Source organism: Flagellimonas baculiformis (assembly GCF_033441575.1).
GTDB classification, from domain to species: Bacteria; Bacteroidota; Bacteroidia; order Flavobacteriales; family Flavobacteriaceae; genus Flagellimonas; species Flagellimonas baculiformis.
In genome coordinates, this window is record NZ_JAUZVW010000007.1 from 46548 (window position 1) to 61846 (window position 15299).

Here is a 15299-nt window from a genome sequence, read left to right on the forward strand (position 1 = left end):
CTCAATTTTCCCGCTTTGGAACCTTTTATAGTATCCGCTAGAAAATACCGTCCCCAGACATTCAAGGATGTGGTAGGCCAAGAGGCCATCACCAACACCCTGCTGAATGCCATTGAGAACAACCATTTGGCCCAAGCCCTATTGTTCTGCGGACCCAGAGGGGTCGGGAAGACCACCTGCGCCCGTATTTTGGCCAAAAAAATCAACCAGGACGGTACGGAACGGGAAGACGAGGACTTTGCCTTCAATATTTTTGAACTGGATGCCGCTTCCAACAATTCCGTGGACGACATCCGCAGCCTGATAGACCAGGTACGCATACCCCCACAAGTGGGCAAGTACAAGGTATATATCATTGATGAGGTGCATATGCTCTCACAATCGGCCTTCAATGCCTTTTTGAAGACCTTGGAAGAGCCCCCAAAGCACGCCATTTTCATTTTGGCGACCACGGAAAAGCATAAGATCATCCCTACCATCCTTTCCCGATGTCAAATATTTGACTTTAAACGGATCACGGTAAAGGACGCTTCGGAATACCTCAAATACATTGCAGAGCAACAAGGTGTGGATGCAGAGGAAAGTGCCCTTCACATCATCGCCCAAAAGGCGGATGGTGCCATGCGCGATGCCCTTTCCATCTTTGATCGGGTCGTGAGTTTTTCGGGTAAACAGCTTACGCGAAAAGCCGTCACCGAAAACCTGAACGTGCTGGATTATGACATTTATTTTTCAGCTACGGACCTCATCTTGGAAAACAACATTCCTGAACTCTTGCTCCTGTTCAACAAAACACTATCGCTCGGTTTCGATGGGCATCATTTTATATCCGGCCTTGCTTCCCATTTTAGGGATTTGATGGTCTGCCAGCATCCCGACACCCTTAATCTTTTGGAAGTAGGGGACGATGTAAAACAACAGTACCAGGAACAGGCAAAAAAGGCACCCAAGGATTTTCTGCTCAAGGCCATCGATATGGCGAACGATTGCGACCTGCAGTACAAGGTGAGCAAAAACCAGCGGTTGCTGGTAGAACTTACTCTTATGAAATTGGCCTCCATCACTTTTGATGGAGAAAAAAAAAAACGCTGATTTCATAATCCCGGCCTCACACTTTTCAAATGTTGCCCCAAAGAAAAACGGAACAACTGCCCCACATCACAACGGGATTGCCCCGAAGACAGTAGCAGCGGATATCACACCTGAACCGGTAAGCGAACCAGCAAAAGAAGAAGTGGTCGCAGAACCCGAGGAGGCCTATGAGCCTACAAAAAGAATCCAGATCAAGACCCCAGAGAAAAGGGTTTCTGGCCTTTCGCTCTCCAGTATCAAGGTCAAAAAGGCGCATGAGGTCAATAAATCCCCAGAAGTTTCTGAAGAAGACCTTCCCAAAGATGCCTTCACCGAGGAGGACATGCAGCAACATTGGGACGATTTTGTCCACGAGTTGGAAAACCAAGGGAGAAAAATATTGGCCAGCAACCTGAATGCCGATGTTCCCAAACTTAAAAACGAGAACACCATTTGGATAGAGCTTCCCAACAGCACCATGAAAAAAGAGGTAGAACGGGAACAGAGCCTGATGATGGACTATCTGAAACAAAAGCTCAACAATTATTCCATCACCCTGCACATTACGGTAAACGAGGAGGTCGCCAAAAAGTTTGCCTTCACCCCAGAGGAGAAGTATGAAAAATTAAGGGAAAAGAATCCCGCCATTGACCTACTCCGCAAAGAGTTCGACCTGGATTTCTAAACATCCTGCCGCAATACTCGTATCTTTGTAGCTCGAAATTTCAAACACATACGCATGCTAGGCCTTAAACTACCGACCGACCCGCGATGGGTGAACATCGTTGAAAAGAACATTGAAGAAATCCTTACCGACCACGCTTACTGCGAACAAAAAGCGGCGAGCACTGCCATTTCACTGATCATCGGTTTTCCGGAAAAATCGGAGCTTGTAAAGGAAATGACGGCTTTGGCCAGGGAGGAAATGGGACATTTCAACATGGTGCATGACAAAATCCTTAGCCGTGGCTGGGTGTTGGGCCGTGAGCGGAAGGATGAATATGTGATCGAACTGATGAAATTCTTCCCCAAAGGCGGAAGCCGGGAAACCCATCTGGTTCACAAACTGCTGTACGCAGCTCTTATCGAGGCCAGAAGCTGCGAACGTTTCCGCTTACTTTCCGAAGAGATCCAGGACAAAGAGCTCGCTGATTTTTACCGAAACCTCATGGTCAGCGAAGCCAACCATTACACCATGTTCCTGGCCTTTGCCCGAAAATATGGGGACAAAAAAGAAGTGGATCAAAAATGGCAGGCCCTGTTGGAGCATGAAGCGGAACTGATGAAAAACCTTGGAAAAAAAGAGACCATGCACGGGTAGCTCCCGCTCTATTGGTAGTATAGCGTTTTGATCATCCCATCTGCAAGACCGATTTTGGGCACATGGATTTTTTTGGCCTTGCTCCATTTTGCTGCATTCAGGAATATTTTGGTCGCAGGAATGATCACATCCGCCCTATCTTGGTTGAGGCCTAATTCAGAAATACGGTCCTCATACGCCATACTGTTCAGAAAATGGTACTGCGCGTTCAGCCAGATGTAGGATAAGGGCTGGCCTATTTTCCGGCCGGACATTTTGTGGAGCTTGTTGATGTTTCCGCCTGAACCTATGATCTCCACCCTTCCGTCCATGGGCAGGTTCGTCTTGATCCAGGTCTTGATTTCCTCCCAAACGGTGTCATCCACCAGATTGCTCAAGATACGCACGGTCCCGATCTTAAAGGAATGGGACATCACGGGTTTCCCTTTGTCAAAAATGGTGAACTCGGTACTGCCTCCGCCCACATCGACATAGAGGTACATCCTATCAGCTTTGATAATATCTTTCAGGTCCGTGGATGCAATGATGAGCGCTTCCTTTTTCCCATCGATAAGCTCTATCTTCATCCCTGCTTCCTTCTTGACCCGCTCCACCACTTCGCGTCCGTTCTTAGCTTCCCGAAGGGCAGAAGTGCCGCAAGCCATATATTTTTCCACCCCGTACACCTGCATCAATAGGTCAAAGGATTTCATGGTACTGACCAGCCGATCCACGTTCCTTTCAGAGATTTTTCCCCTGAGAAAAGCATCCTCCCCCAAACGGACAGGCACCCGAACGAGCTCACTCTTCTTGAAGGCAGTGGGTTTGTTCTCCTGTTCAATGACATTGTTGATCAGCAGCCTTATGGCGTTTGACCCAATGTCTATGGCGGCAAATTTGCGTATGACCAAATTCAAACGGTATTAGGATTCCAACTTCTTTTGATAGTAATGGTACATCTCAACCTGCGATCGAAACCCAGGTTCGCCCTTAGCTCTTTGTCGATAGGCGTTGTCCTGCTTGGCCGATAGAACACGGGCCTTCATATTGTCCCTCCAGGATATTTCAAAGGTATCCAACAACTCCTGTTTGATGTCCTCATCATAGATGGGACAGCCTACTTCGACCCTAAAATCGAGGTTCCGGGTCATCCAGTCCGCAGAGGAAATATAGACCTTCGGATTGCCCCCATTGGCAAAAATGAACGACCTGGGGTGCTCCAAGAACTTGTCCACCACACTGATGGCCTCAATGTTCTCGCTCATGCCCTCAATACCCGGAATAAGACAACAAATGCCCCTGATAATCATCTGGATCTTCACCCCGGCCCTACTCGCCTCATAGAGTTTGTCCACCATTTTGTAGGAAGTAAGGCTGTTCATCTTTATTTTGATGTAGGCCTCCTTGCCCTGTTTGGCATTGCTGATTTCCTTATCGATGAGTTTGATGAAAGTCGATTTGGTATAGTGTGGGGAAACGATAAGATGCTTGTATTTGTTGATCTTGTAATTGGTCTCAAAAAAATCGAACACCTTGCCCATATCCTTCAAAATGCCTTCGTGGGCCGTGAAAAGGGTGTAATCCGTATAGATCTTTGCCGTGGACTCATTAAAATTCCCGGTACTGATGAACCCATACCGCTTGATTCCGTGGCCTTCTTCGCGTTCTATCATGCAAATCTTGCTGTGCACCTTCAATCCAGGCACCCCAAAGATCAGGTGAACGCCCTCGGCCTGCAGGTAGTTGGCATACTCGATGTTGTTCTGTTCATCAAACCTTGCCTGCAACTCAATTTGGACGGTCACGTGTTTTCCGTTCTTTGCCGCATTGATCAAGGCCGATGCAATCTGGCTGTCGCTGGCCAATCGGTATATGGTGATCTTGATGTTCCTAACCTTGGGATCAAGGGCAGCTTCCCTCAAAAACTTGGTCACATAGCTGAACGTATGGTAGGGCGCATAGATCATGTAATCCTTGTGGGCTATCATTTCCAGAAGACTCCCTTTCATGCTCAATCCTTTTACGGGCAGTGGCTCAATTTTCTCGTACATGAGGTCGTGCCTGCCCAAGCTGGGAAAGCCCATATAGTCGCGCCTGTTGTGGTACCGTCCCCCCGGGATAACGCTATCCGTTCCCATGATGTCCATTTTCTCCTTCAGGAACTGGAGGGTATCCTTGTCTATCTTTTTATCATAGACGAAACGGACCGGATCGCTTATTTTCCTGTGCTCCACACTGGAAGAGATTTTCTCGATGAAACTCTTGCTCAGGTCGTTATCGATATCCAGCTCGGCATCCCTGGTGATCTTGATCATGTGGGCGGATATGGACTCAAACTCGAACATGGTGAAGACATTGTCCAGACAGAAGCGGATAAGGTCGTCCAAAATGATAATGTAGTTCTTTTCCCCTTCTTTGGGAAGTACCACAAAACGATCGATTCCCTTCGGGATCTCGATCAGGGCATATCGGTTGTGCTTGCCCTGCCCGGAACCGTTCTTCATGACGATCTTGACCGCCAAATAGGCCGCCGTGTCCTTCAGCAAAGGGAACTCTGTAAGATCATTGAGGATGATGGTCATCAATTCCTGATTGACCTTTTTAAAATAGTAGTCGCGTATGAATTCTGCTTGGCTCTCGTTTACCTCTTTTTCATCGATGATGAAGATATTTTCCGACCTAAGCTCCTTTTCAATGGCATTGAAGATCTCAAGGCTACGTGCCTGTTGGTCTATCACTATCTTGGTGATCTCTTCCAAAAGGTCATTGGCCCTTTCTCCTCCCAACACGCTTTTTCCGGTCTTTCCTGCATCCACGATCCGTTTCACGGTGGCATACCTTACCTTGAAAAATTCATCCAGGTTGTTGCTAAAAATTCCCAGGAACCGCAGCCGGTCAATCAGTGGCACCCTTTTGTCATTGCTCTCTTGGAGCACCCTGGCATTAAAACGCAACCAACTGATTTCCCTGTTTATATATTCATTCTTAGTTTTTATCATCTATTATCTCAACTGTTTTGGAAAGACCATTTGTTTTATGGTACCCTTGGAAATTTTGGACCAATCGTCCACACCAAATGTAATGTATACCAGTCCAGCAGTGGGAACGTTGTCAATATACTGATCTCCCCAAGCATTTGCAAGTGATGTAAAGGCATAATTATGGCCAAAGAGGGCCACTGTTTCCAGACCATTGTCCAATTGTTCCACGAAACGTTGGACACTGTCCCCGGCGAAGTCATACAACGACTTGTCCACCTTGAAATGGGCCAGGTCAAAATCAAAGTTTCGGACAAAGATCATGCTGGTATGGAGCGCCCTGATGGCCGGACTAGAATAGATAAAATCCAATTTTGGCGCATGTGCCTTGAATGTTTTGGATACCAAGTGTGCATCGTTGATGCCCCTTTGCCGAAGGGGCCTGTCCTTATCGGAGACCTCGTAGTCCCATGAGGATTTTGCATGCCTCATCAATATCAATTGTTTCATCGGTCAAAATCATTAGTTAAAAACCATACACTTTATTTCAAAATTTCCAGTTGCCACCAATAGTATCATCACAAAAGTTGTTAAGTTATAGATTATTGGGTTATTAAAATTACGCTCCAAATAACTAAGTAACTTAATAACGGTTTACAATTTCCCGATCTGCTGGTTGACAGAATTATTTTAAACCTATGGATTTTTCAATCCAGAGCGATTTGGCTTAGTAAAACTTAGGGTGCCAAACGTTCTATTTTCCAGTCGTAATCCTCTTGAAGGGTGTATCTGATCCTATCGTGCAGCCTATTGGGCCTTCCCTGCCAAAATTCAATGGAAATGGGCCTCACCAAATATCCGCCCCAATGTTTTGGCCTTTCAATGGTTTGCCCTTCGTACTGCTTTTCCAACGCCTCCAGTTCCTTTTCCAACACCTCCCTGGAACCGATCACGTCGCTTTGGTTGGAGACGACGGCCCCCAACTGGCTCCCGAAGGGCCTGGACTCAAAATAACCATCGGAGAGGTTTTCCGCAATCTTTTCCGCATTTCCCTTGATGATGACCTGCCGCTCCATATTGGGCCAGAAAAAAGATAGGCATACCGAAGGGTCGGCCGCAATGGCACGCCCCTTTTCACTGTTGTAGTTGGTATAAAAAATGAAACCTTCGTGGGTATATTTTTTCATCAGCACCACCCTACTCTTGGGAAACCCATCCAGACCGATGGTGGAAACGGTCATCGCGTTGGGCTCGTCCACCCCATCCGATGCCTCCACTTCGTAGAACCATTTCTGGAACTGCTCCAAAGGGTTCTCTTTGATGGAACCTTCGGTCAGCTCGCTCTTTTCGTAGGATTTCCTGTAATTGCCAAGGTCTTTTTGCATGATGTGAATTTCGGCAAAATTCAAATCCCGTCAAAGCAAGCATGCTCTAAAAAGACGTTAATTTGCCATCAAGTCTTTCTAAAGGTCGAAAACCTTTCCATCGTCGGCCAATTCCACGTGGGAAAACACCTCTTGCGCTTCTTCCTTGAAAAGTTCGATGGATTTGTACCTCGTGGAATAATGTCCCAAGATCAAACTGTCCACATGGGCCTGACTGGCTATTTGGGCCGCTTGCTTGGCCGTGGAATGCTTGGTCTTCCCACAGAGATGGGCCTCCGTTTCCAAAAAAGTGGACTCATGATAAAGTGTGTCCACGTTCGCTATCAACGGTACTATGCTTTCCTTGTAAGCCGTATCACTACAATATGCATAGCTTTTCGGTTTCGGTGGGTCCAAGGTAAGTTTTACGTTGGGAACTATATTGCCGTTCTTGGTAATCCCATCGGCTCCCTCCTTTATTTTGATGTATTGGCTCTTATCGACTCCAAAATGTCTGGCCGCCTCCACATCCAAGGTACGGGGAGCTTCCTTTTCCCGGAACAGGAATCCATTGGTATAGACCCTGTGGTCCAAGGGAATGGTATGCACGCTGACCTTGTCATCCTCAAACAAGAGTGTTGTTTCCTTTGACTCTATCTCATGGAAGATAAGGGGAAAATTGGTCCACGAATCGCCCAATTTCAAAAAGAGGGTAATGGCCTCCTTGATGCCCTTGGGTCCGTAAACATGCAGTTCTGTTTCCCGTCCCAAAAGCCTAAATGTGGAAATCATCCCGGGCAACCCAAAAAAGTGATCGCCATGGAGGTGCGATATAAAAATATGTTTGATCCTGGAAAACTTGACCCGATATTTTCGCAACTGAACCTGTGTTCCTTCGCCACAATCGATCAAAAAAAGATGGTTCTGTATTTCGAGCACCTGGGAGGTGGGATTGGTAAACGTTCTTGGTGTTGCTGCATAACAACCTAGAATGGTCAACCTCATAGATCCAAATCCCTTTCTATTTCTTCCATTTCAATGAGGTCCTTGGCCTCTTGTAAGGTTGGCACAAGGCTTATCTCATCGGGTATTTCGTCATAGGATACCCTGTCCGTGACCAGCACGAAGGATTTTCCAGAGCGTTTGTGCGTATTCGAAATGTCCAAAAACTCGAGGATATCATTTGCCGTGAGCTTATTGAAAGAAAACAGGTTGACGACAATATTGTCATATTTCAACTTGGGGTAGGCGTTGTTCAGGTTTGCCATAAAGGTAGAAAGTGAGGTTTTCTCCTGAAAAACAATGGTGGTAGTTCCTTCTTTGTCGAAAATCATCTTACTTCATTTTTGATGCCAATAAATAGAGTACTGCCATGCGGATGGCCACCCCATTCTCCACTTGGTGCAGAATGATGGATTGGTCGGAATCCGCAACATCACTTGTGATCTCCACCCCACGGTTGATGGGTCCCGGGTGCATGATCACAATCTGTTTGTCCAAGCTGTCCAGCAGCTCCTTGTTCACCCCAAATTGCTGGGTATATTCGCGGGTGGATGGGAAATAACTGATATCCATCCGTTCGTTCTGGACCCGGAGCATATTCGCCACATCGCACCATTGTAGGGCCTTCCTCAAATCTGTTTCCACAGTGACACCCAAAGATTCGATATGTTTGGGGATAAGGGTCCTCGGACCACAGACCTTGACCTTGGCTCCTTGCAGTTTCAATGCGAAGATATTGGAAAGGGCCACCCTGGAGTGCAGAATGTCTCCGACAATGACAACGTTCTTGCCGCCGACATCGCCCAGTTTTTCCCGTATGGAAAATGAATCCAAAAGGGCCTGGGTGGGGTGTTCGTGCGCCCCGTCGCCTGCATTCACAATGGCCGCCTTGACATGCTTTGAAAGGAATATGCCCGCACCGGGATTGGGATGCCGCATCACCACCATGTCCACTTTCATGGAGAGGATATTGTTCACCGTGTCGATGAGGGTTTCCCCTTTTTTTACTGAGGACTGGGCCGCGGAAAAATTGACCACATCGGCGGACAAACGCTTTTCGGCCAGCTCGAAGGAAAGCCGTGTCCGCGTACTGTTCTCAAAAAAGATGTTGGCAATGGTGATGTCCCTAAGGGTGGGCACTTTTTTTATGGATCGGTTAATGACCTCCTTGAAATGGTCCGCTGTTTCAAAAATGAGCTCTATATCTTTCTTGTTCAGATATTTAATTCCCAGCAAGTGATCTACGCTCAATTCGCTCATTGTTCTATTTGCTTACTAAATATACAATATCTTCCCCGTCATTTTCTTCCCACATCACCTTCACTTTTTCTTCGTTGATGGCATCTACCTGCCTGCCCCTGTAATTGGGCTGTATGGGCAAATGCCTGCTGAAACGCCGGTCAATCAGCGTCAATAATTCGATGCTCTTCGGTCTTCCAAAGGACTGTATCGCCGTGAGGGCAGACCTTATGCTCCTTCCTGTGTACAGCACATCATCAATGAAAACCACTTTTTTGTCCTCGACCAGAAAGTCCATTTTGGTGGTATTGGCCTTTAGGATCTCCCCGCGTCCAAAATCGTCCCTAAAAAAAGTAATGTCCAAAAAACCCAAAGAAATGTCCTTTACCTCATACTCCTGCTTCAGGATCTTGGCCAACCTTTCGGCCAAAAATACGCCTCTGGGCTGTATGCCTATGAGTGCCGTATCCGTAAAGTCCAAATGGTTTTCCAATAGCTGACAGGCCAGCCGGTGCAGTATGATGTTGATTTCCTTTGAAGTGAGAAGTACTTTTTGGCTCATAGGTTTTGCGACCGACTCTGTTGTATGCAAAAGTAAACAATTCTTTAGAATGGCAACGACACAAAAAAAGCCCCACTGTTTCCAGCGGGGCTTTTGTTTTTAGGAAAACCGGATTACTTTTTCTTGGAATCGGCCTCCATTTTATCCTTCAATGCTTGCAACTGGGAGTTGGCATCACCAAGGGTAGGTGCCGCCTCGTCAGAAGAGGAAGACCTCTTCTTGGCCGCTTTTACATTGTTCTCTTCTTGCTCTCTAAAGATAGCGGTGTGGCTGGCCACAACTCGTTTGAAATCTTTGTTGAACTCGATGATCTTGAACTCTACTTCTTCACCTTTCACCAATTTCTTACCATCTTCTTTTTCCATGTGACGTTGTGGAACGAATCCAACAATATCCTCATTGAAGTTGATGGTAGCTCCCTTGTCCACTACTTCTGCAATGGCAGCTTTGTGAATGGTTCCTTCAGCGAACTCCTCGGAGTACTTGTCCCAAGGGTTCTCTGTGGTCTGCTTGTGACCTAGGCTCAACTTGCGTCCTTCAACATCCAGTTCAAGAACTTCCACTTCCAAGGTGTCACCAACGGTAACGAACTCGGATGGGTGCTTGATTTTCTTGGTCCAAGAAAGGTCGGAGATATAGATCAATCCGTCGATTCCTTCTTCCAACTCTACGAACACGCCAAAGTTGGTGAAGTTACGAACGATTCCTTTGTGCTTGGAGCCCACTGGATATTTGGAAGTGATATCGGTCCATGGGTCTGGGGTCAATTGCTTGATACCCAAAGACATTTTACGATCTTCCCTGTCCAAGGTAAGGACAACGGCCTCTACCTCGTCACCAACGTTCACGAAGTCTTGGGCAGAACGCAAGTGCGTTGACCAGGACATTTCAGAAACGTGGATCAGACCTTCCACTCCTTCAGCAACTTCGATAAAGGCACCGTAGTCGGCGATCACCACTACCTTACCTTTTACTTTGTCACCTACTTTGATCTCATCCCCAAGGGCATCCCATGGGTGTTTCTCCAACTGCTTAAGACCCAATTGGATCCTTGACTTGTTATCATCGAAATCAAGGATAACCACGTTTAATTTCTGATCAAGTTCAACAACCTCGTTGGGGTGGTTGATCCTGCTCCAAGAAAGGTCGGTAATGTGGATCAAACCATCCACACCTCCTAGGTCGATGAACACACCATACGAAGTGATGTTCTTCACGACACCTTCCAATACTTGGCCTTTTTCCAATTGGCCGATGATCTCTTTCTTCTGCTCTTCGATGTCCGCTTCAATCAGGGCTTTGTGGGAAACCACTACGTTCTTGAACTCGTGGTTGATCTTCACTACCTTGAACTCCATGGTCTTCCCTACGTATTGATCGTAGTCACGGATAGGCTTCACATCGATCTGGGAACCTGGCAAGAATGCCTCGATGCCGAAAACGTCAACGATCATACCACCTTTGGTCCTACATTTTACGAAACCTTGTACGATTTCTTCCTTGTCGTGGGCGGCGTTGACACGATCCCAAGCCATGATGGTCCTTGCCTTTCTGTGCGAAAGTACCAATTGGCCTGTCTTGTCCTCACGGATATCGATGAGCACCTCAACCTTGTCACCAACCTTTAGGTTGGGGTTGTAACGGAACTCGTTCAAGGAGATCACCCCTTCGGATTTGGCATTGATGTCGATGATGGCCTCACGGTCGGTCATGTGCACCACTGTTCCTTCGACTACTTCCTCATCGGCGGTGTCCACGAAGTTTTCCTCCACAAGGTTCTCGAATTCCTTGAGCTTCTTGTCATCCACGCGCTCAATTCCTTCTTCATACTTGTCCCAATCAAAATTGGCCAGGAATTCCTGTGGATCTTGTTGGGGCTTTGTTTCTTTTACTTCTGGGGTTGCGGCAGTTTCTGTTGCCTCAACGGTTGCTTTTTCTTCAGCCATGTGCTGATTCAAATTTGTATTCCGCGCTTTACAAGAGTTGGACAATCACCGCGAAAGTGGTTTTTAAAAATGTTCCAGTTCCCTTTTCCTCTTGCTTCCTTGCCAAAAAGGTGTGCAAAAATACAATTAATTTATTGATTCACAAAGCCTATGGCGCCAAAGGTTGATGTAAAGAAAGTATTACCATAATATAATGGTAAAATAAGGGCATAATGGCTATATTGAGGGTTCTAATTGTTAACTATAAAACAAGAAAAACATGAGCGCAAAAGCAAAGTATCAGCCCGTTCTGGACCTAGGTCTCAAACTGAACATAAAGGATGGTGATGTTACCGAGGACAATGGTGTCCTAAAGATCAAGGGAGTGGCGGCCACCCCCTATGAAAAGAACATGCTGTGGGACAAGATAAAGGAGATCGGGGGCGAGAAACCTTCGGACATCAAGGCCAACATCACGGTGGCGGACGAGTCCGTCTATCACAGGCATACCGTGAAAAGCGGGGAATCGTTGAGCAAAATCGCGAAGCACTATTATGGGGATGCCATGAAATACAACAAGATCTTTGAGGCGAACACGAACATCCTTAAAAACCCGGATGTGATCCATCCCGATCAGGTGTTAGTGATTCCAAATATATAGGGATTGTCGCATCATAAAAAAGAAAGACGCCCTTGGGCGTCTTTTGTTTTTAGTCCTACCGATGTTCTTTGCCTAAAATCAAGTATTTTCAACTCCCTGTAGTCCATTTTTAAAATGAATCGACCGGGAAACCTTGACATCAAGATAACACCAAACTTTTCGATGGGGCTCTTGACCAAAGGCAATTTGCGGCAAAAAACTATCTTTGAACCGGATGAAGCATGATATGGACCTAAAATCTGTAAAATATGAATTACAAACTATCATTTCAGGAAAGAGCGGCAATAGCCATGATGCACTTATCCAAACAATTGCCCACTACCTTAGAACAAGCCAAAGAACAGGCCCAATGGCTGAGGAAAAACACCAAAACAAAGCAGAAGAAACAGAGAGGCTCCTAACCTTTGCTGCGGAAAACAACTTGTTCTATACCGATGTAGTGGAGGACAATTACATTTCCGAAGGTGCGGAACAGAAAATAAACTGACCCCCCGCCTCGCAATCACGCGTTGGGAAAAGTCGTAAATGCGTTCAAACTGCTCTTCCAAACCCATGTCGCCATTGTCAAACTCAATGGCATCCTTGGCCTTCTTTAAGGGAGAAATGGTGCGGGTAGAGTCAATCCGGTCACGCTCCTGCACATTTTTGAGCACTTCTTCATAGGTGACCTCCTCCCCTTTGTCCAAACAGTTCCTTATAACGCCGTGTTGCCCGGGTCTCGGGGGATGCCGTCATGAACAATTTGAGCTCCGCATCTGGGAAAACAACGGTACCAATGTCCCTTCCGTCCATCACAATGCCTTTGTCCTTGCCCATCTCTTGTTGGATCCCGACGAGCATTTCCCTCACTTCCTTGATGGCGGCCACCTTACTGACATATCCGGAGACTTTCATAGGTCGGATTTCCCTTTCCACATTTCCGCCGTTCAGGTGTTCTAACTGACATTTGGAGAAAAGAAAGACATCTTGGGACTTCTTTCCTATGTCATGGGACTTTATATCATTTGCCCAGAATCGTACAACTTTGTTCGTCGATGATTTTTATTGACAAAACGAAGTGTTGTGAAGGAAGTTCATGCAAAAAATCCAAATTCAAGATCGGATACACACAGATTTTTTGAAGACCCTGCTGGTTTCTTTGAAGACAGAAAAGAAAATATGATGGAGTATAACAATTATGGCAAGTGCTAAATTCAGTACCAAACTGAAAAACATTAACTTTAATCCCATGACCAGAATTAAACAACATCATTGAGAAAATGCTCCGACCATTCTGCATGTACCACAAACGATACCATCCTAAGCAGATCGTGCCAAAAGCGGTGGCAACTTATTTATCATATAGTTTAATGGACTTAAGATGGAGAACATAATCAAAAAGCTGAAGATCGGAATCCCTTCGGACATGGCTTTTCAAAAGTTCGTGAACGAATTGAATGAATGGTGGCCCAAAGCGTACACATGGTCGCAGGACAAGCTGCAAAAAATAGAAATTGACGGCAGGAAGAACGGACTGTGCACCGAGATTGGCCCCAACGGCTTCCGCTGTGATTGGGGGACGGTCACTGAATTTACAAAGAATGAAAAAATATCTTTGAAATGGCAAATAGGTCCCAATCGTGAGCCCATCCCAAACCTCGACAAAGCAAGCGACCTAAGCGTTAGTTTTGGTGAAAATGGTGATTCCACGACCATGGATTTTGAACATTTCAACTTTGAAAACCACGGAGAGGATTCAGCTGATTATAGAAAAATGATGGACTCTGAACAAGGGTGGGATTATATCTTGGACGCCTTTCAAACATATTGTGAAAAATAAAAAAGAACAACAAGGGTTACCCCTTCAAAAACACCAATAGAAATCCTGTGACCGAAAAAGAGAAAATGTTGGATGGCGACTTTTATGATTCCAGAGACCCGGAATTGATAAAAATGTACCACAAAGCAAGAAGATTATTAAAGGAATACAACAACCTCGATTCCGAGTTGACCCATGAACGGGAGCGCATTTTAAACGAACTCTTTGAACATAAAGGTACAGGCGTTTGGATAGAGGCCCCATTCTTTTGCGACTATGGGGAAAATATTTCCATTGGGGAAAACACATTTGTCAACACAAATTGTATGTTTTTGGACAACAACAAAATAAGCATCGGGAAGAATGGATTGATTGCGCCATATGTCCAAATATACACGGCCAGCCATCCGTTGGAGGCATCTGAACGAATTGTTACCAAAGGAACTGAATCCAGGTACCTGACCTCTACCCAACCAGTCAAAATCGGGGACAACGTTTGGATTGGCGGAAATTCCGTGATCTTCCCGGGCGTTATCATCGGGAACAATGTCACTATCGGGGCCGGAAGCGTTGTCACAAAAAACATTCCCGATAATAGTTTGGCCTTTGGAAATCCTTGCCAAATAAGAAGAATGCTCTAAAAAACCAATCTCCATCACAGTTCGGTACGGCAGACTTGCAAGCGCCAGTATCAACTTCAATGCGTAGCTGAAGGCTTGCCTTCGTCCATCAGAAAAACGACGAATAGCAGCTATTTCCCTCAACCACAGTGCAACACGACCACTTATTCACTATATTTAATACGGGCTTACCAAAATAAACCACTTCACCACTGATGAAAAAACAGGTGTGAAATGTTTTTGGCAATCCTGGGATTCCTCGGAAGATGTGTGTTGGTCATGAAAGTTGGATTTCCTTCAATCTGCTGAACATATGGCAGAAACACGAAAAGATATGAGCAGTATCAAAACCCTTACAGATAACTGATGGCCACTTTTGGAACATTGGAAAAAATAGTCTTGACGTTCCCAGAAGTCACTGTAGAACCCCATTTTGAAAAAATATCATTTCGGGTAAAGAAGAAAATTTTTGCAACTTATGATGAAAAAAACAATAGGATCACCATCAAATTATCTGAAACCGAGCAAGATACTTTTTCTTCATTAAGCCCCAGTATTTACCCAGTGGACAACAAATGGGGAAAACAGGGCTGGACATTTGTGGAATTGGGCCAAGTAAACGAAGATTTGCTCAACAAAACCTTAACTGCGGCATACTGTGAAGTTGCTCCAAAAAAACTTTCACAACATATCACAAAAAAGTAATTCCCTTGCTTTTTTGGACAAGCTCGCGTGTCGATACCATGGCCGAGTGGCCATTGGATCATTTAAGAACAGGA

The 15299-nt window shown here is 45.8% G+C and carries 16 protein-coding genes and 2 pseudogenes; 8 read left to right on the forward strand and 10 right to left on the reverse strand.

What is annotated here, in order from left to right:
- The first annotated feature begins 15 nt into the window (after positions 1 to 15).
- Positions 16 to 1756 (forward strand): annotated as a pseudogene (locus tag SD450_RS11195) (DNA polymerase III subunit gamma/tau).
- Between the two features lie 54 nt (positions 1757 to 1810).
- Complete coding sequence (gene miaE / locus SD450_RS11200; protein ID WP_318344539.1) at positions 1811 to 2392, forward strand: tRNA-(ms[2]io[6]A)-hydroxylase; 582 nt, start codon at positions 1811 to 1813, stop codon at positions 2390 to 2392.
- A gap of 8 nt (positions 2393 to 2400) precedes the next feature.
- On the opposite strand, the gene SD450_RS11205 is transcribed toward miaE, so the two are convergent.
- From SD450_RS11205 to rpsA, 9 genes are all read right to left on the reverse strand, one after another.
- Positions 2401 to 3282, reverse strand: coding sequence for a Ppx/GppA phosphatase family protein (locus tag SD450_RS11205; RefSeq protein ID WP_318344540.1), 882 nt, complete (start codon positions 3280 to 3282; stop codon positions 2401 to 2403).
- Positions 3283 to 3294: 12 nt separating this feature from the next.
- Positions 3295 to 5370 (reverse strand): polyphosphate kinase 1, encoded by a 2076-nt coding sequence (gene ppk1 / locus SD450_RS11210; RefSeq protein WP_318344541.1) that lies wholly within the window; start codon positions 5368 to 5370, stop codon positions 3295 to 3297.
- A 3-nt stretch (positions 5371 to 5373) separates the two neighbouring features.
- Positions 5374 to 5841 (reverse strand): SixA phosphatase family protein, encoded by a 468-nt coding sequence (locus SD450_RS11215; protein WP_318344542.1) that lies wholly within the window; start codon positions 5839 to 5841, stop codon positions 5374 to 5376.
- Positions 5842 to 6086: 245 nt separating this feature from the next.
- Positions 6087 to 6734 (reverse strand): pyridoxamine 5'-phosphate oxidase, encoded by a 648-nt coding sequence (gene pdxH / locus SD450_RS11220; RefSeq protein WP_318344543.1) that lies wholly within the window; start codon positions 6732 to 6734, stop codon positions 6087 to 6089.
- Positions 6735 to 6812: 78 nt separating this feature from the next.
- The gene (locus SD450_RS11225) at positions 6813 to 7718 is read right to left on the reverse strand and encodes a ribonuclease Z (protein ID WP_318344544.1); all 906 of its coding nucleotides are present in this window, start codon (positions 7716 to 7718) and stop codon (positions 6813 to 6815) included.
- Positions 7715 to 8047 (reverse strand): ribonuclease Z, encoded by a 333-nt coding sequence (locus SD450_RS11230; RefSeq protein WP_318344545.1) that lies wholly within the window; start codon positions 8045 to 8047, stop codon positions 7715 to 7717. The genes SD450_RS11225 and SD450_RS11230 overlap by 4 nt, the downstream gene beginning before the upstream one ends.
- A gap of 1 nt (position 8048) precedes the next feature.
- A complete protein-coding gene (locus SD450_RS11235) occupies positions 8049 to 8975 on the reverse strand; it encodes an aspartate carbamoyltransferase catalytic subunit (protein ID WP_318344546.1) in 927 nt (308 codons plus the stop codon).
- A 4-nt stretch (positions 8976 to 8979) separates the two neighbouring features.
- Positions 8980 to 9516: a bifunctional pyr operon transcriptional regulator/uracil phosphoribosyltransferase PyrR gene (gene pyrR, locus SD450_RS11240; RefSeq protein ID WP_151891211.1), complete on the reverse strand. Its 537-nt coding sequence runs from the start codon at positions 9514 to 9516 to the stop codon at positions 8980 to 8982.
- A 113-nt stretch (positions 9517 to 9629) separates the two neighbouring features.
- Positions 9630 to 11462 carry a 30S ribosomal protein S1 gene (gene rpsA / locus SD450_RS11245; RefSeq protein WP_318344547.1) on the reverse strand — a complete coding sequence of 611 codons (1833 nt, stop codon included), beginning with the start codon at positions 11460 to 11462 and terminating at the stop codon, positions 9630 to 9632.
- A 259-nt stretch (positions 11463 to 11721) separates the two neighbouring features.
- Here rpsA and SD450_RS11250 point away from each other — a divergent pair, with 259 nt between their 5' ends.
- Positions 11722 to 12102, forward strand: coding sequence for a LysM peptidoglycan-binding domain-containing protein (locus tag SD450_RS11250; protein WP_318344548.1), 381 nt, complete (start codon positions 11722 to 11724; stop codon positions 12100 to 12102).
- A 214-nt stretch (positions 12103 to 12316) separates the two neighbouring features.
- Positions 12317 to 12589 carry a hypothetical protein gene (locus tag SD450_RS11255; RefSeq protein ID WP_318344705.1) on the forward strand — a complete coding sequence of 91 codons (273 nt, stop codon included), beginning with the start codon at positions 12317 to 12319 and terminating at the stop codon, positions 12587 to 12589.
- Between the two features lie 13 nt (positions 12590 to 12602).
- Here the strand turns inward: SD450_RS11255 and cmk are convergent.
- Positions 12603 to 13035: pseudogene (gene cmk / locus SD450_RS11260) on the reverse strand ((d)CMP kinase); the annotation flags it as partial.
- A gap of 129 nt (positions 13036 to 13164) precedes the next feature.
- Here cmk and SD450_RS11265 point away from each other — a divergent pair.
- The 4 genes from SD450_RS11265 (at position 13165) to SD450_RS11280 (ending at position 15225) form a co-directional block, all read left to right on the forward strand.
- Positions 13165 to 13293, forward strand: coding sequence for a hypothetical protein (locus tag SD450_RS11265; protein WP_318344549.1), 129 nt, complete (start codon positions 13165 to 13167; stop codon positions 13291 to 13293).
- 169 nt (positions 13294 to 13462) lie between these two features.
- The gene (locus tag SD450_RS11270) at positions 13463 to 13921 is read left to right on the forward strand and encodes an SRPBCC domain-containing protein (protein ID WP_318344550.1); all 459 of its coding nucleotides are present in this window, start codon (positions 13463 to 13465) and stop codon (positions 13919 to 13921) included.
- Positions 13922 to 13968: 47 nt separating this feature from the next.
- On the forward strand, positions 13969 to 14541 hold the full coding sequence (locus SD450_RS11275) for a sugar O-acetyltransferase (protein ID WP_318344551.1): 573 nt from the start codon (positions 13969 to 13971) through the stop codon (positions 14539 to 14541).
- 345 nt (positions 14542 to 14886) lie between these two features.
- The gene (locus tag SD450_RS11280; protein WP_318344552.1) at positions 14887 to 15225 is read left to right on the forward strand and encodes an MmcQ/YjbR family DNA-binding protein; all 339 of its coding nucleotides are present in this window, start codon (positions 14887 to 14889) and stop codon (positions 15223 to 15225) included.
- Positions 15226 to 15299 lie beyond the last annotated feature (74 nt).